At 41.6% G+C, this 19,156-nt stretch carries 8 protein-coding genes; 2 read left to right on the forward strand and 6 right to left on the reverse strand.

From position 1 onward, the window contains the following. Window positions 1-81: 81 nt before the first annotated feature. Together fmt and rsmB are read left to right on the forward strand one after the other, a co-directional pair. Entirely contained in the window at window positions 82-1,041 is a 960-nt protein-coding gene (fmt, locus tag MN200_RS15920) for a methionyl-tRNA formyltransferase (RefSeq protein WP_058870581.1), read from the forward strand. Then, entirely contained in the window at window positions 1,041-2,345 is a 1,305-nt protein-coding gene (rsmB, locus tag MN200_RS15925) for a 16S rRNA (cytosine(967)-C(5))-methyltransferase RsmB (protein WP_058870582.1), read from the forward strand. Before fmt ends, rsmB begins: the two co-directional genes overlap by 1 nt. 86 nt (window positions 2,346-2,431) lie before the next feature. Here rsmB and MN200_RS15930 read toward each other — a convergent pair whose 3' ends face one another. From MN200_RS15930 to MN200_RS15955, 6 genes are all read right to left on the reverse strand, one after another. Further along, window positions 2,432-2,983 (reverse strand): hypothetical protein, encoded by a 552-nt coding sequence (locus tag MN200_RS15930; protein WP_058870583.1) that lies wholly within the window; start codon window positions 2,981-2,983, stop codon window positions 2,432-2,434. Beyond that, a complete protein-coding gene (locus MN200_RS15935) occupies window positions 2,983-8,997 on the reverse strand; it encodes an SdrD B-like domain-containing protein (RefSeq protein ID WP_058870584.1) in 6,015 nt (2,004 codons plus the stop codon). Before MN200_RS15935 ends, MN200_RS15930 begins: the two co-directional genes overlap by 1 nt. Before the next feature lie 92 nt (window positions 8,998-9,089). Beyond that, window positions 9,090-11,774 (reverse strand): NEW3 domain-containing protein, encoded by a 2,685-nt coding sequence (locus tag MN200_RS15940; RefSeq protein WP_081313277.1) that lies wholly within the window; start codon window positions 11,772-11,774, stop codon window positions 9,090-9,092. A gap of 46 nt (window positions 11,775-11,820) precedes the next feature. Then, on the reverse strand, window positions 11,821-12,315 hold the full coding sequence (locus MN200_RS15945; protein ID WP_058870598.1) for a hypothetical protein: 495 nt from the start codon (window positions 12,313-12,315) through the stop codon (window positions 11,821-11,823). Window positions 12,316-12,812: 497 nt separating this feature from the next. Then, window positions 12,813-16,496, reverse strand: a complete 3,684-nt coding sequence (locus tag MN200_RS15950; RefSeq protein ID WP_058870586.1) for a DUF11 domain-containing protein — start codon at window positions 16,494-16,496, stop codon at window positions 12,813-12,815. A 1-nt stretch (window position 16,497) separates the two neighbouring features. Continuing rightward, on the reverse strand, window positions 16,498-19,155 hold the full coding sequence (locus MN200_RS15955; RefSeq protein ID WP_058870587.1) for a DUF11 domain-containing protein: 2,658 nt from the start codon (window positions 19,153-19,155) through the stop codon (window positions 16,498-16,500). Window position 19,156 lies beyond the last annotated feature (1 nt).

A 19,156-nucleotide genomic window follows, 5' to 3' on the forward strand; every position in this document is an offset into this window, starting at 1 on the left:
GGCTTTTTATACAGGATAAATCTGTAGCTGCTCGAGTTTTGCTATAATTGTTTTAATCTTCTCCTTTTTTCCGAGTATTTCTTGAAAATCATCTTTGCAGGCACGCCCGAATTTGCGGCTGTGGCATTAGACGCTCTCCTAAAAACAGAACACGAAATTGTAGCCGTCTATACGCAACCTGACCGTAAAGCAGGTCGTGGGCAGAAACTTACCGCTTCAGCCGTGAAGCAGTTGGCTTTAGCACATGATATTCCTGTGTATCAACCACTGCATTTTAAGTCTTCAACTGAAGAAGGTCTGGCTGCTCAAGCTGAACTCAAGGCCTTAAATGCAGATGTGATGGTGGTGGCTGCTTATGGCCTGATCTTGCCCCAAGTGGTTTTGGATACGCCTAAATATGGCTGTTTGAACATTCACGGTTCACTGTTGCCCCGCTGGCGGGGTGCAGCGCCTATTCAACGCGCAATTTCTACTGGAGATACCGAAACTGGGATCACCATTATGAAAATGGCTGCGGGTTTGGATACTGGCGATATGATGTATAAAACCTACTGCCCGATTGAAGCTACAGATACCTCTGCAAGTTTGCATGACAAATTGGCACAACAAGGGGCCGAGGCGACGGTCAAAGTTTTAGCCTCTGAAAGCACATTGCAGCACTATTTAGACAACCGCGAAGTGCAAGATGAAGCTTTGACAGTCTATGCACACAAACTCTCTAAGGCTGAAGCGCAAATTGATTGGACTTCAACAGCGGTGCAAATCGACCGTAATATTCGCGCATTTAACCCATGGCCTGTCGCATTTATCGCACTGGATGAAAGCAATAATCTGCGCGTTTGGGGTTCGATGTTGTCCCAAGAAAATGCCCAAGCTCAAGCTGCAGGCACCATTTTAGCTATTGATAAACACGGTGTTCATGTCGCTTGTGGCGATGAACACGCGGTGTGTTTAAGCTCTCTGCAATGGCCGGGCGGTAAACCCCTAAATGCCGTACAAATTTTACAAACCCAAAAACTGAATATTGGACAAATTTTATAATGAAACAATCTCCTCACGCCTCAGGTAAGACCCTAAACTTACGTGCTCAGGTTGTTAAAACGTTATTGGCTGTCCAAAATGGTCAATCACTGGCATCGGTACTTCAGCAACACATGGCAATTGTGTCTGACAAAGACCGTGCCTTGTACCATGAGTTAGTTCTTGGCTGTTTACGCCAATGGCATGCGCTTAAACAAGTGACTTTACCGTTGTTGACTAAGCCACTGGAAAACCAAGTCGTTGAAACCTGTTTATATGTGGGTTTATACCAATTGCTGTGTACCCGCGTTGCAGCGCATGCCGCGATTTCTGAAACGGTAGAAGCAGCCAAACAATTGGGTATGGAAAGCTTAAGCGGTGTGGTGAATGCTATTTTGCGCCGTGCAACACGTGAAACGGAACAGTTCTACGATGTTTTGGAACAAGCCTCGAATCTGCCAAGTTGGTTAGCAAAGCGTTTGAAAAAGGACTGGGGCGAGCAACTGGCTGAAATCAGCTATGAGCTGAAACAAGTTGCACCCTTAACCTTAAGAGTGAACACCTTACAAGTCAGCCGTGACGAATATCTTGAAATTTTAGAAGATGAAGGCATTGAAGCACACGCCTGTGAACTTTCGAATGTCGGTATTGTGTTGGATGACAGTCTGCATATCCCAAGCCTACCGGGTTTTGAAGTAGGTGGTTTTTCAGTACAAGATGAACATGCGCAACTTTGTGCAACCTTGTTGCCAGACTTAAATGGCAAATTTGTAATTGATGCCTGTGCAGCACCTGGCGGCAAGACAGCGCATATTTTAGAGATGTATCAGCCGAAAAAACTGATTGCACTCGACCAAGATGAAAAGCGCTTAAAACGTGTCTCTGAAAACTTAGAGCGTTTGGCTTTAAATGAAAAGTATGTCGACATTATCACTGCCGATGCAGTGAAATGGACATCGCCTGAACTGGCGGATTGTATCGTTCTCGATGCACCCTGTTCTGCCATTGGAGTAATCCGTCGCCATCCCGATATTCGTTTACTGCGTCAGTCGGGCGATATTGCTAAAACGGTACAGCTGCAAAAGCAAATTCTTGAAAATATGTGGCAACAACTCAAAGTAGGTGGCTCATTGCTATACATCACCTGCTCGATTTTGAAAGCTGAAAATGAACAGCAAATGGTCGACTTCTTTGCTGAACATACGGATGCGAAAGAAATTAAAATTGATGCCGATTGGGGCGTTGAGCAGATTCATGGTCGCCAACTACTCCCACAAGTAGGGCGTGGCGATGGTTTTTATTATTGTCGCATTGAAAAAATTTAAAATTAAAAGGAGCTGAAAGGCTCCTTTTTTCATGTGTGTACTGATTGCAGTTACTGCAATTTTTCTAAAAAGCGAACTGCTTTAAGTTAAAGTGTGCCACAGTTTTCAGATAAATATGTGGCTTGATCCATCAACCGTTCTGCAGAAGCAAAAATCTCACGCGAATGATGCCAACCTAATTCACGGTACTCAGCAGCCGCCCAAACCAAATTCACTTCAGCTTGTGCAAGTTCTTTATAAGCACACTGAAATCCAGTCTGTGTTTTTATGGTTGTGGCACGCGTCCATAAATCACGGCGCATCAGTTGGGAAAATGGTAGCATTGGTGTTTCTATACTTAACGTTGCACGCTGATCTGCATATACAATGTCTAAGACCTGCTGATAGATCAGATCAATATTTTGACGCTTCGCTTTTTCACTATATTCATGGTCAGCATAACTCAGCCATGTTCGTGCTTTTTCTAACTGGTACTTGTCTCGTACGTCCATCGCTTGCTCAATTGCAGTGTGCAATTGCTCATGCACATGTTGCTGCGAAACTGGATAATTTGAGCTGACAGGGACCTCTGCAGCATGCGCCACCACAGTACCCAAAGCTAAAAGCCACAACACATGTTTAGCATGGTGTTTCAACATTATTTAGGCTCCAAGGCTTTATTGACTGAAGGCTTATTTTTGTTAAATAAGTTTTCGTCAAATTTGAAGCGGAAACGGAAATATGCACCATCCATCGTTGTATCACTATCAATCAGATCTTTATCTTGATAGCCCACAAAGTTATATCCACCTGAAACCCAAAGGTTCGACGCTAGTAGATAACCCACTTCAACCCCTGCCATCAACTTGGTTCCATCCGAAACACTGTTCCACATCACGCCAGCATTCACCCCTGCATCCCAACGCTCATTAATGTCATACATAAACCGGCTGTTGAGCATTTGAGTCATACCACTGGTTTGCAGTAGATCATAAGTTTCATCCAAATATTTAACCGCATATTGCCCTGATACATGTACCGAACGTGTTGGATGATAATTCATATGATGAGACATAATATAAACATTGCGCTCATATGGATCATTCAGCGTTGTTTCATTTTTCTCGTAGCGATATTCAATTTTGCTCAATGAGTCAAAACGATTGGTTGCCAAATCACGATATGCAGCACCGACCTGAACACGGTCAATCACGCGATCGCCAGAATCTGCAGACTTATTGTCAGTAATATTCAAGACATTTTTAGCCAATAAAGTCACTTCGTCTGAATACTTATACGCTGTACCTAAAGTATTTAAATAGCTATCACTTTGATTAGACCAGCGCCCTTCTATACGTGCCACATTTTTCCAGCGTGGATTGGAAAGGTGTTCAAAGCCCAAAGTCGCTGCAGTGGACTCTAGTGAATCTTTATTTTCACCTTCAAAGACTTTTACTTTTTCAAAACTGGTATTAAAGAATAGCCCTTCTTTAAGCTGCCAACGATTACGCACACCCATCGCGGCTTCAGCTTCACGTGCGCTCATACCATCACGTACACGATATTCACTAAACACAGAGCCATCACGCATATATTCACTGTCTAAACCAAAAACGGTGGTATTACGTTTTTGCGTGTCATTGAGTTCGTATAATCCGCCTATACTTGAAATGAACTCATGGCGCGCATAGGCATGAATATTTTTATAAACTTGTGCATCACCGCCCACAGCAAATACACGGCGGTCACTATCCGCGATGTCTTGCTCATATTCTAGGAAAGCACTTGAACCATCAAAAGGGAGTGCTGTTTTTAATTTAGCACGCACGGTGGTACCGTCATATGGTGTTTCAACATTTTGGGTCGAAGCACTGGCTGCATTGACCGACTCATTATAATAACGTGCACCCAACTCTAAACTTACAATACGGTTAATCGCTTTCTCAATCGAAGCGCTCACGCCATGGCGAACACCTTCATTCACGCTATCTTCAGTTCTTACCGCTTCAACACGTAAAATACCAAACTGATCTAAACGTGCATTAAGTTTGACTGCACTTTCTTTGCGCCCTGAACTGATTGAAGACGCCGCATTACGGAAACCTTCATCTGCTTGTTGATGGTAAGCACGTAAATCGACCTTGTCATTTTTGTATTCCAATTCAACGCGTGCCGCTGTGCCATCCCCAGATGTGTCTGTACTATTTGACGCATTCACATCTGTCAATTGGTCAAGGTTTAGGGCATCGTGGTCAGAATATGCATATTCCGCAATCAGTTTGGTCTTATCATTCCAATGAATGACGGTATTGGCACTGGCAATTTTCTCTTGATCCATAGGATCATCATTTTGAATATAAGAGCCACCCACCGTCACTTTATCATTGAGCTTATAACGACCATTCACACCAGCAACGGTATATTCCTGCCCCCCTTGATCCGACTCTACAGTAATCCGTAGATAAACAGGATTCAGGTTTTCATCAATACTACTTAACGGTGAAGTCAGGTAAATACTGTTGGTATAGGTATCTACTTGGTAGTCGCTGAAGCGATTTAAAGTACGCTGCGCAATAATCAAACCTGGATTGTTACGATCACGAACAATCACTTCCACCTTTTCACTATTTTCTAAAATATCGTCGGTATCAATTCCTAAAGAATATGGACCAGAAACCCCCATTGCACGTAATTCATTCACGATTTGCGTTGCATTGGTTCGTGCCGCGAAGCCCGAAACTTGGTAACGATCCCCTTCAACAGTTGACTTCAGACCTGTCAATGAACGGCTGTATTGCCCCAGTGAAAGCCCTTCGTCATTTTCAGTACGTGTAACATAGTCCCCATACATGGCATAAGAACGTCCCTTATCCACACGGACATACAGTTTACTGGTGGACTGCGCATCAAACCCTTTTGCCGATGCATCACCATACACGGGGTAATATTCATCTGGGCGAATATCACGGAATAGACGCTGATTATTTTCTTTGCTCGAGTCATAAGCCAAAGTCAGTAAATAATCTCCGCGCACCTTCCCTTTCAAGAATAAAGCCGCACGACCACGAATGGCGGTTTCACCATCCCCTGAACTGGATAAATCATTCAGTTCTTCTTCGAAGCCATCTTGTGTTGAGCTTTGCGATAAATTTTTTGGGTCGAATTTGTTCAATGCAAATGAACCTTCGATAATCCCCGCAACCAACATTGGGCGTAATTCTGCTAAAAAGCGAACTGGAACAGTCTGCTCATAAATACCACTACGAATACGCAGCACACCTGAACCTGCTTCTAATGGCGCAAGGACTGGGATCACCAGTGAGCCACCTTCAGCAAAAACTTGAATACCCGGTTTATCTGGATCTAAATCTTTGAGTTGAACCGTTCCCACCGATGTTTCTATCGTAATTGGGGTACGTGTTGCAACAGCCGTGCCATTGCGATCAAGCACCTTAACAACAACTTGATAAACGTCTTTGCCATTGGCATAAACCACTTGTTCTGCAGGCTGCGCAGCCAGTTGACTCATCGCATCTGGTGCGATTACTGTCACTTGCTGTTGGTCACGTAAATTGCCAAAGCTATCGTACTGGCGAACTGCAACTGTGTTTTTGCCTGCAAGCAGCGGCACACCAATAAAGTCTAAACCAGCAACACCATGCTCTTGATAAGCTGCTTTTTTACCAATACGTTTTTCAGAAATTTGCTCATCATTCACAAATAAACGAATGTCGGTTCCTAAAGCACCCTTCACCTGAATGGTTGCTTGTTGAGCAGATAGCACTTGCTGTTCATTTAAATTCAAAATTGCAAGTTGGTTCGACTCAGAACGTTGTAGCTCTTGCTCTAAATCTAAAATCATTGGTGTTTTAACGGGTTCAACTTGAACCGTTTTAACGTCTTTAATCTGTTCTTTTTTATATTCAATATTACAGTTTGCCGAAGCCCCTGAAGCACTAATACAACCACTTGCAGGCTGACCTTGAACATCAGTCACATAACTGCTCTGTGCATCTACGTTTAAATCTTGGCGTAAGGTTTGCTCAAGTGCATCAAGTTGCGCATCAATTTTGCTACGACGGGCTTCAATTTGTGCGGCCAATGCCTGACTACATTCGCCTGCGGTATCTGCAATCGCGAAATCGGCACGGTGCAATTCACCGCGTTTTAGGTCCACAAATCGGCTGGCTGGATCACCCGCTTGACGGTTACTGATCAGTACCAACTCAGCATTATTCGGTAAAGTGGTGTTGTCGACTTTAAGAACATGGGTAATCGGTTTAATGCCATAGAAGTTATATTTCCCTTCACGGTCAGTGACCACAAAGTTACCATCTTCCATATAAATACGAACACCTGGAACACCAAGCTCGCCCACATCTTGCACCCCATTACGGTTACAGTCAGTAAATACTTTACCCACCACGAAACCATCTGGACTAAATACTCCTGGTGTCACTTTGACTGCCGCTTGTGCTTCATTTGAGGTGGTATTTTTATTGTCCTGTGCATAAACACGGTTAATCCCATCGCCACTTAAAGCATTTGGCCCGACATACACACGGTATTGAACTTTCGCTTCTTGTTTCGGTGTCAGTGTCCCTAAACCTAAAGTTAAATAAGGACCTTTACCACCCTGAGGGTCATTACTCTTTTGACCATTAACACGCGTAGTGCCTGATACATACACAAAACCACGTGGCAAAGTATCTTTCATATTGACGTCATACAATGTTGAGTCACCCATATTGGCAACCGTCACCATATAATCTTTAAAGTCACCAATCTCAGCTGTTTTATCGCCCACCACTTCTTTTTTAATGACCAATTTGTCATTAATTGGCGTCACAATATCAACTGGGTCGATTGGGATATCAATATTGAGTGCAGCATCACCTGTTTTTAAAGTGAAGTTTCCGCCATAAGACCATGATGCGTCGACCACACGCTGATCAAAATTATTATAAATGGTTTTGTCACTGGTAAATTTATAGTGGGTTCCACCCGCAATCGTTGAGGTGTCGATATATAAGCTATAAGTACCATTTTCAACATAAGGGTAAATAAACTCACCATCACTATTGGTTACCTGCTTTGCAGGAATAGCAACTTTGTCCCCTGTCGTTTCATCTAGTTTATAAGCAACATTTTCAGCAGGTTTGCCATTCGCATCCAATAAAGTAACGGTTGCACCCGCAACAGGTTGATTGGTTTTGGCATCAAAAACCACACCATATGGATCAATGAGTACATTGGTATCTACATCACTAATACTGTTTGTGGAGTTACCATTTTCATCCAAGCAATCCGTTAAGCTAACAACCACTTGATCACGCTTAACCGTTTGTAGAATTTGATCATTCTGCTGTGCTGTCGCAGACTCCTGCGTAGGTAATGAAAACCGGAATATGCCTGTGTTGATGCCTGTTTCAACACCCTGTACATATTCAATATCACCAGTTTTCGTCGATTGAACTTTGATTTTAACTTTGTCTACACTGCTACGCGTGGCATTACACATGGCACTATTTGCAGCAATATACAACGGCTTAGTTAAACTGCCAGTCGCTAAAATATTAGAATAATCTTTGCTGTTATTGGTGATGGAAGAGCTTCCACCCACTGTGGTGACCACTTCATTCGACAGAGTCTTTTTAATACTTGAGACTAGGCCATGCTCAACACTAAAGATGTTCGAAATCGATGTACGACTAATATTAGAATTCATCGTCACAACCAGTTCGACCGTTTCAGTCGCATTGGCTGCTAGCGCTTGCGGATAAGCCACCACTAAAGTATTGATGAGTGATTTATCATTCGGGATCTGCTGGGTAAATTTATCTTGACCTAATGGATATAACACCAAAGCTTTTGAGTTATTTGCTTTTGCTGATTTAAACGTGGTGTTTGCTGGTAACTCGTCCAATAACACCACAGCATTAATGGTTTGACCATCGACCTCAATCGGCTTAGTACCCGAATTACGCGTAGAGGTATTTTTTACGTTTAAGGTATAAGTTAAATCGTAAGACTGACCCGCTTTTGGTTCGAAACTACTTTTATCGACAGCTTTGGTTGCCGTTAACTGAGGTAAAAAACTAATTAAGCCGTTAACAGCATCTGCAATAGCTGTTGGATCTTGAATGACATATGCACGCAGCGGTAAATCAACTTGTTGACTATCATTTAAAGAGCTCGATGAATCAGCCACGACCCATAGGTCAACTTGTTGACCACTTTCTAAACTCAAATGCCCCGTCACCAATAAGTCTGAACGATCAAACTCACCATTTTGGTTACTGTCGACATAAATTTTTATATTGGATAATTCTGGAACCGAATTTTTATCAATTGAAATATCGGCTTGTGTATTACTGTGATTGGTTAGAGTGTTTAACCAAATGACTTTTGCACCCGCATTAATCTCTTGACGAGCTGGTGAAGTTAGACTAATGACATATTGGGGATTAATCGTCACTTGAACAGTATTGGAAACGGCCTGACCAATCAAACCGTCCTTTTGTACAAAAATTGCATACGCAGTATTGGTGATATTTTGCCCAGCAGCAGGCATCACAGCATAAGCATGATTTACCAAAGCCATAGCGGTCGCTAAGCTTGAGAAAATGAGCTTGATCTTATGATTATATAGCGGCTGAACTCGTTTAATCACGAAAATACCCCAATACCAAGTAAAACAAGGTTAAGGGATAGGCATTTTGACAATGCCTATCCACAAAAATAGTTATTAATGTTATGTCTTAATTATTGTTCATCGACCTTAACGCTGAACTCCATCGTTACAGACTCTAATGGGGTTAAATCAAATTCTTTTGATTTCAATTGCCCATTCGTTGTTGTAACGTCTGCAGTAGTACCTGGATCTAACTTTGGAGCTGGTGATGTGCCAAGTGTAGTATAGTTCGGCACGACGTCAGTAATCACAACTTTGGAGACTGGGCCATTCCCCTCATTCGTCGCTTTAATACGATAAACGATACAAGCACCAGGCTTAGCTCCAATCGGGGATGTACCAAATGCACCATCTGCACCATTACTACAATCAGCATCTAGCGCTTGTGTTTTTTCCAGACGGACTTGACCAATATTCACTGTAGTCTTATCAGTAACCGTCACTGCAGTAGGAGCATTTGCACCACCAGGAGCAATCTTGATAATTGATAGGTTACTTTGACCAGCTGTAGCACTACTTGGTGCTTCAACTTTCACAAAAATATTGACAGTTTCATTTGGAGAAAGTCCATCAAACGCAGATGTTGTTCCACCCGTTTTTTCTAACCAAGCTGTTAGATCATTTCCTGTAACTAATTCACTTGCCTCAGCAATACCATTATTATTTTGGTCAACGTAAATTGAAGTTACAAATCCAGAATTTACAGAGTTCTGAGTAATCTCAACAGGTAAAGTATTACCAGCAAGTCCCTCTATCACATTACCGTTGTTGGTTAAGGTATGCTTATAGATAATAGAACCACCTGGCGCTACTTGACCAGTCTGATCTGCGACAAAAGTAATTTTACGTGCAGCTTCAATATCCAAATGATCTTTTAAGCTATCAGTTAAACCAGTCGCAGGAGAGTTAATTGTGAAGACGATATCACGACTATCTGTTGGCACAGCATTGACTGATGGAGTAACAACTGCACAATATTTAACAGTCGCACCTGGTTGAATCGTACCCGAATTCGTCAGCTTGCTAGCACTACAGCTACCATCAGCATTTTGAGCAAAAAATTCGACCGTCCAACCATTTGGTAAAGTAGAAGAAATACCTAGATTATAATTATCTGGCTGAGTTCCCTCATTTTTAATGGCTAAGTCAAAAGTAATTGGTTTTCCTGGTTGAGTAGATTTTTTATCCACTACATTGCCATTATCTGGACCAATACCACCTGTTCCACCATTACTTAAGTCCACCTTAAGCGCTGTTACCTCACTAATTTTTAAAGTAATAGTATCGGTTGCAGAGGCATTTTGAGATGCAGTTGTTTTTAAGACTACTTGAATTGGGTTGTCATTATAGCTGATTCCTGTGAACCCAGTTGGTAAGCTCACCACTGCAACAATTTGGTATTTTCCACCAGCGGCAATTGGACCTGTATCTTTATCAGACCCAATTGAAGAAGTAAGTGGTGTTACACCATCTGATTTAAATAAGCTGACGATAGCACCTGGTGGTAGATTTGTTCCAGCAGCAGTCACAACCTTAAAGGTATCTGTTACGTTCCCTGTATTGTGAACATAAATAACTTCACTCTCTGGTGTGCCTGTACCAAAACGGACCTGAGCTCCTTGGCTTGCTGTTGCAATAGTAATAACGTCATCTTCACCAAGTGCCGTTGCTTTGGTACTACTATCGTTAATTACACCCGTATAGAACGACTGCACCGTAATATCTGTACGGTTGGTTGGTTGGTCTGGTATAGAACCATTTGTATTTGGGCCATCTGCATCAAACATTGCAGTGTTCGGGACAACACCTGCTGCTGTTCCCTTTTTCACTTCAGCTTCAAACTTAACGATACCACTGGTATTGGCTGCAACATTCTTAATCGTAATCGTGAGTTTTTTGGTTAAGGAATCCCATGCATAATATGCATTAGCCGTTGAATTGGTACCCAATACAGTTCCAGATACCGTAATCTGATGGCGTGTAGGATCAAAAGCTAAATTAGAATCTAGTGTATCTTCAATAATTAGGGTATCAGTTGAATTCCCTTTATTCACATAATTTAATTGATAAGTCACAGCCTGAGCAGTATTACGCGTATCAACTACACTCACGCTTGCACTTTTTGTGACAGCAAAGCTTGCACCTGTAACAATTTTGACTGAATCTGTATTTTTAATTGTTTTACCAGTAGCACTTGCATCAACTTCTTTACTAGTTGCAGAAAGTTCCAGCTTACCGAGTTCATCTAATTTCGCTGTTGTAGATGTTGTCCCCACAACCACTAAACCAATTGACTCACCAGCATTCAACGAAACTTTTTGCCCCATTAAATTTGTATTATTATCAGGTACACCATCTTTGTTGGCATCTAAATAAATTGCAATATTTGAGAAATCGAATGCATCACCAGACACGTTAGCCAAACCTAACGTAAACTCGTCTGTACCATTACCCGTATTGGTTAATACATGCGATAAAGCCACAGCACTATTTGGATTTGCTGTTGTTGTACGGTCCTGAACCAAAGTAAAGCTTCCGACTTGTAAAACAGTCGTTTTGACTTCATTTGATGTAACGGTACGTGTAGTCGACGTACCATCCACATACGATGCCGTTGCAATGTTACTAATGTTCGTACCCGCAGCTGGTGCAGCTGCATATGTGGTGCCTGTAGCAAAGAAAGCAAACCCACCTAAGACTGTCGCAATTGACAAATAAAGGTTATTTCGCTTTGTTGTTTTCAAATTCATAGACATGAAAGTCCCCCGACTCCATCGGAATGATGTGTGTAAAATTTAGAAATTAATCGTTTGAAGTATTTACTTTGGCTTGTGCACTAACCGTTACAGACTTTTTCGCTGGTAACTCTGCAATCTGCCACTGTAAAGCGCGGTATTCTTTCAGTGGAATATTGACCAATTTGCCATCTACTTTTTTCTTTAATGGCATTGCTGCAAAGTTGACACCATCCGTGCTCGCGAGTGCACCTGAAGGCAGACTTGCACCCAAATATTGAGTATCTGCTGGAATAGGTAATGTCGCCTTTAAGCTTTTGATATTACCTGTCGTGTTGTTGGTATAAGTCGCACGATACTCAATCACATCCTGCGGTTTAATTGAGTCTGCAGCTTTAAATTGTGCATTCCCCTTATTGTCTACAACTTTTTTAAACGCTTTAAGCTGAACAGAGACAGGCTCATTATTGGTCGCTGCAGTTGCCACCATCGCACTGGCAGCAACCCCAACAAACATCAAACTAATTGTCATTTTTTTCAGCATAGAGTTTTTGTTTAACATGATTTTATCCACTGAGAACCAATGCGAAATTTTTGTGACACTAATCACTTTTTTATAAATTAATGCAACAAATTCCAAAGCAATGTTAAACAAAAATCACACAAACAACCATACATTATTTAAAAAAAATGTTAACCAGTTCACCTTGTGTTTTTTTTAGTGAATACAAAAAATCAAAAATAACAATCAAGTTACTGATATTTATTATATTTTTATTTTAAAACCAAATTACATAGTGAAACATTTGTAAAAGATACAAAAAATGACAGATGCTAGTAAAAATTTTAATGCTCTGTAAGAGTCCTAAATGTTATTTTTCTGAGAGAACCATCTGAACAAAATAGACGCTATAACTGTCTTTAAATTACTCAACCCACGCTTATTATTTAATATATTTTTCAAGTAAATAAATAAACTACATCTCCCTTTTATAAAAATGAGCAATAAAAAGCCCCTTCCTGTAGATCCCAGAAGGGGCTTGCCATATCAAAAATTAATTAATCGGGAATGCGTACACAGAAACCCACTTGCCCATTTTGTTTAGGTGCCAACACACCAGGAATTGTCCATTTCAACTGCCCTGCATTTGCTTCAGTTTGACAACCTGTAGCTGTACACGACATTGCTCCATATACAGTACCAATGGGAACACTATCTTTTAAAACAACATCAACTAAGTTTTTGTTTGAATTATTGGTATAGGTCATTTGATATTCCAAATAATCCCCTTTCGCAGCTTGGTTTGACACAGTAAATGGCGTGGAATTATTGCTAGGTGCAGGACATGTAGATGTTTTTCGAACCAACTTAGTGATGTTTAAACCTGCAGTCCCAATCGTCGTAATGTCATTCACACTATTACTTTCTTTCGCTGTGGCAGTGCTATAAGTTCCTTTTCCATTGACTTTAAAACTCGCAATAAACCGATCGCCACCTTGCCCTGTGGTTGGTGAAACCACTCGCTGAATCAAACAGACTTTTTCATTGGCTTTGATAGTGCGACTCGTCAGTAAACTCTCACCTTGATCTAACTGCGCATTACAGTTGCTGTCCACGTAAACTAAACTCTGCCAAGGCTGATTATTTGCAGGTTGCTGTTCTTTGCTTTCCGTTACATTGAGCACATTCATCACACTTTTAGCCATTAATTCATGCGGATAATCCACTACATCCCCAGCCGCAATGGTTTTTTGTCCATTTTGGCTTAAGACCAATTGCAACTCGGCATCTCCAAATAAGAAGCCTTCATAACTGGTGACAGATTGAACCTTAGGAATTTCAAAAAGATCATTTGTTGTTTTCTCAAGCACACTACCTTTTTGTTTCGCACTTACAGAGTCATAACCATTTACATTACGCTGTACTAGACAAACTTTGCTGCGACTCGAGAATACATCTTGCAAAGTTTGTATTCTGAAGTCCCCGTTTTTATCCGTTGTAGCCGATGCTAACACTGCCTGCGTTGAACAATCTTGAAGTTCTACGACACTACCCGCGATTCCTAACTCCCCAATATCCTCTATGCCATTGTAAGCATTGCTATCTACCATTGTCGTACCACTGTTATCATTAAACACTCGACCAGAGAATACATAGCCAGCATTTTTGCTGTTGGTCACACGACAAACAAACTTGGATGCAAATTTCACATTCGCTGCTGGAATCGTTTGAGTCAATCCACTTAAACTACCCAAATTACCTGTACTATTGCCCGAAACAGCTGTATTCGTATCCGTACACTCTACCGTCTTGAGCGAATATAACGTTGAGGCAGATTCAGCAAAACTAATGGCGGTATTCGGTGTCGCATAAGCCAATAAAGAACCTTGCTCAACAGGAGAGGTACTTTTCTTTAAGCGTACAGACTGTGCAGTCCCAACAACAGTTGTTACCACTTCTCCACTAGTAATGGTTTCAGCATTGGCATTGCTCAAATTTGAAAAAGAACTAAAGTTGAAACTATCAACGCCCCCCTCGGACACTTTATTCATTTCAAAAGTCGGCTTAAGACAAACATTAAGTTCATTAAACCCAATTCCAATATCATCCCCCACATAAGTGCTGGTATTTGGCCGAACATTTTGGAATTCGGTCCGTACTATTTTGGCCATTGTTACTGTTGTAGGCAAAGTAATCGTAAAATTAATAGCCACTGGGTCGGTGCCATACGAGCCAATGGCATAATCCGCAGTATCCACTTGCGCGCCATTAAACGCCGTAAATGAAGCTCGAGTATTTGAACTTTTGGCAGGCGTGACAAGCGTGGCATAGACAACGCCATCAACTATAATTTTTAAAGTTGCTCCACTGGTATTTGCTTTAGGACTACCATTTGACCAATTTAAACGCCCTTTTAACTGCAATGCACCATTTGCACCCGTACCGTACATAACTGAATTTGGCACAATAGTCGGGTTGGTTCCCGCCGTTTTTAAAGCATTATCATAAGCAGTGCTCGTATTATCCACCAAATATGGTTTAAAAGTTGTGTCTGAAACCAAATTCGCCGATTGACCAGATAAGCATTGGTTTTGTGAACTACCGCTGGTTACTGGAGTATTTTTACTTACCGTTATACTCACGGCACTTGTATTATTTGTTAAATCAATTTCTTTCGCTTCAGTTGAGTTAACAGTTGCCGTATTGGTAATTTGATTGGATGATACTGGCTCTTTATACACTAAACCTGAAACAATAAAATTCAGAAAGTTGGTATTCCCTGTTTTATCTACAGGCAATGTATTGATCGTAGCACTCAGTTGATTGGAATCCTCCGGATTAGATACTGTCGGACACGTTACCGAAGCACTACTCGCCACACAATAGCGATATAAACCTGCAAGATTGTCAGGAATTAAATCTGATATGACCACATTTGAAATCGCTTTTTCACCCTGATTCCAGACTTTTAATGTATAGGTAACGATATCTCCAACCTGAGCAACAGTTTTATCTACCGTTTTACTAATAACCAAATCATCACTACGTTTAGCTACTGTAATCGCTGTGCCAAAACCAGTTTCAGTTAAACGTTGTAATTCCGTATTACTACACGTTCCACCTGAAAAGGACATTCCAATGGGGCCATACTGTCCTTGCGAATACTTATTTGAAGTATTTTGGTTAAGCATTCGATAGTTAACTTTATAATAACCGCCTGTTGAAATGGTTGTAGATACTTCATAACGAATACCAGACTGATAACTGTCTCTTGGCGTCTGAATAACGGCTACTGTACCAGATGGAGGTGTTATTGAAATATATGCTCCATCATCCACTTCCGCCCCAGAATTTCCAACACAAGCACTCACACTACTGGTGGATGCAGGAATATAAACATAAGTTTCAAATTCCCACGCACGCAAGTTATTCACACGACTATTCGTTGCACTCACCGTTGGCAATAAAACACTTCTATATTGATAGGTCGTTAAATTCGTGACTGCTTCAACAAATGTCGGGTTTGGGGATACGACCTGATTAGTATAATATCTATCTCCACTATTACTACCAGGCACAGAGGCTGATAGATATTGACCAATAGGATTTTTATCACTTGCAGGCCATGCACCTAAAATAGCACTTGTTTCCTCCGCATAAGTTCCACATGTAGAACCGCTACATACTGCTTGAGTTGTATTACGACCCGCCCAAAAAGCATCATACGGCTGTGGATTAGTTGCTTGGGTATTTCCTGGTTGCCCCCAAACTCGATGAATACTTTCACCGACCCCACTGCCAGGGTTTACCTCATTACTCGAAATCGCAACGGTAGTTTGTTGTGTAGCACTTGATATAGGAGCCGTCGAAGCGACAGAATAATCAACATAAATATCAAACGTGCCAGCATTTGCGACGTCCCCAATATTACAAGTATAAATTGAGTTGGCCAATGTACACGTATTAGATGCTGTCCGTACCTGACTGATGCTAACACCCGTAGTGAGCGTAGCCCTGACTTCAACTTTTGTCGCTGTCGCAGCGGATGGTCCAAAATTTTTAATGGTAATCGTTTGTGTGCCCACATCACCTTGTACAATAGTAGGCGTGTTCGCACTAGTAACTTCAAAACGCGCAATGGCGATTGGATTATCATTGAGTGGAGTCAAGGCATGCGTCAAGGAAATCCCTATTGTGGAAAGCACAACAGAAAGCATGATTTTTTTCTGGATGCATTTCATTTTAGTTCCCCACATACTTCACCCCAAACTCTAAGCTATGGCTTTCATTACTATTTATTGCTGCAACAGAAGCTTTAATTGCACCTGTTTGTCCCAATGCAGGCGCACTAAGCGAGCCAGACTCACAGCTTGTACACGTTGGTGCTTTACTCATCACCATCGCTTCAGGCGTATAATCATAAAAATTAAATCGACCAATGGCCGAAGCTCCCAAATTATTCACGGTTAATTGATACAGAACACATTGCCCAGACCCATCTGAATTACGTGTAATCGGCAAGATATTTGAGGTATACACGCCATCTGCCACGCCATCACAATTATTATCTTTGGCTTGTAACTTGCTCAAACGTACGGGTGCACTAGTGATAGTCGTAATATCTGTTGCTGTGTCTAATATCGTACCCGCACTATTTTTTAGGCTAATCACAGAGGCATTCGCCACTCCAACCGTGTTATATGCGGTATTTTCAACTTTATTAAAAATACGAATCGGTGATTTACTGCTGAGAATAGCAGCATTCACAATAGATAAGTTTTGAATAATCGGGTCAGATGCATCTAACTGCCCATCATTATTGGCATCATAATAAAGTGTTGTGGTAAAGCCAGTTCGATCATTGGCAACGCTGAAATTATCCGTTGCTGACAATACAGACGTTCCCCACGGTTTTAAGGTGTGGGTATAAACAATACTGCCTCCTGGGGCAATTTGCCCACGTAAATCAGGCTCTAAACTCACCCCACCTTGGCTTGCATTTGAGCTAATCGTAATGGCATTCTGAATTACATCATAGCCACTGTTTGGTGCTGAGGTAGGCAAACTAGAAGAAGCCACTTTAAAATAAATTGGAATCGGCTGGGTTGTACTTTTTGCGTCTGCTCGAATTTCCACAACCGCACAATAGAGCTGAGACTCCCCATTATTCAGCAAACGCGTTGAAGTAATTTCTGCTCCAAGCACCGAGCAGTCTGTGGTTGATGAAGCAAAATAGCGCACCGAACTGATATCGCTTGGCAATGCAACCGTCGCAAAATTATTATCGGCATCGGCACTAAAACTATATGCCGTCGCTTGACCTGTATGACGTACAGTGAGTGGGAACACCACCGTTTGATTATTCACCCCAGCTAAAATTTTCCACGGCGAACCACCATTCGACACATTGCCATTTCCTGTCCCATTTACCGTAGTTTCAGGGCTATTGATCAGGTCAACCAACCGAGAGGCTGTACTTTGAATCAGTGAGGTACGATCTTGTACCATATCTGTTTTGGTACTGTCAGTAATCGATTGTGCTTTAGGCGCAATGTTATATATGGTATTGGCTGTATCTATATAGTCTGCAGGGAACGTAACTTTCACAATTATCGGAAGTTTAGCGCCTGCATCTAGCGTTCCCGTATCAACAATACCGTCATTATTACTATCAAACAGTGGAGTGACGCCATCTGCACGATAGAATTCCAATACACTCCCTATCGGTAAATTATGACTGTTAAAAGTTAAATTGAACCGATCTGCTACCGTTCCTGTATTCCACACATAGTTTTCAAAGACAACGGTTCCACCACTACTCGCCCCTAATTTTTCTAACAAATCACTACCACTTACACTATTCGCATCCGCATTAATGACCACCCCATAAATCGGCTTAATGCTTAACACAGCAGTGTTAGACTGGGTGACTAAGTTAGGCGTGGTAGTCGAACTATCATGGTCATAGTCCATATTTGCAAAGTTGGGAATCTCACCGGGTGCAGTACGAGCAACCCGAACACGGAACTCAATATAGCCTTGCGCATTCGCAGGGACATTGGTGATTTGCGCACGAATAGTTTTACCATCCGTATCAAGGTAATAATTAATGCCTGTTGGATCATTACTGCCTGTCGCAGAATTCAGTGCTTGCCCATTCCAGTTTTCATTACCCGTGACATACGTCAACTGCGTGGTATCCAACAAGTCACTAATATTCACTACACCGCTGTTATTACCATTATTGAAATAGGTTAAACGGACGGTCGCGATATCCCCATTCACAACGGTTGTTTTATCAAAACTCTTGGTTAAATTTAAAACTGCCTGATCCGTGATGCGAGATGTATCAATGTTATTTTGAGTCAGACTAGGTTGTTGTGTAGAGGTCGCTGTGAGTTGAATCTGACTGGAGCTATTTACGGCTGCTGATGAAGGAATAATGGCTTTAATAATCAGTGCAACCGTCTCTCCAGCATTTAAGCTATATTGGCTCATTGGCGTATTATTGTCTGCAACACCATTGCGATCGGCATCTAAATAAATTTCAATATTGCTATGGGTAAAACTCCCCCCTGCAATTTGACTGCCCAACAAATTATAAAGATCGCGTTCGTTCCCAGTATTGGTTAGAACATGGTGATAATAGACCGCCTGCCCTGGACGCACATATTCCGTTCGGTTATCTTTCAAACTGAGGTTATACACAGGAATAACAGTGGTTTGAACCAAATTGGAACGCGCCACTTGAACAACCGTAGAACCTTCTTCCTTGTATTCACCCACAGCCATGTTACTGATGACCAGAGCATCAGCAAAAACCCAAGTCGATGCTGTTGCCCCCAATAAGCTCAGCATGGCAATACGCATATTTCGAATCATTTTCTTTTCTGCAAACATT

It is taken from the genome of Acinetobacter sp. LUNF3 (genome assembly GCF_022699605.1).
GTDB lineage: Bacteria > Pseudomonadota > Gammaproteobacteria > Pseudomonadales > Moraxellaceae > Acinetobacter > Acinetobacter johnsonii.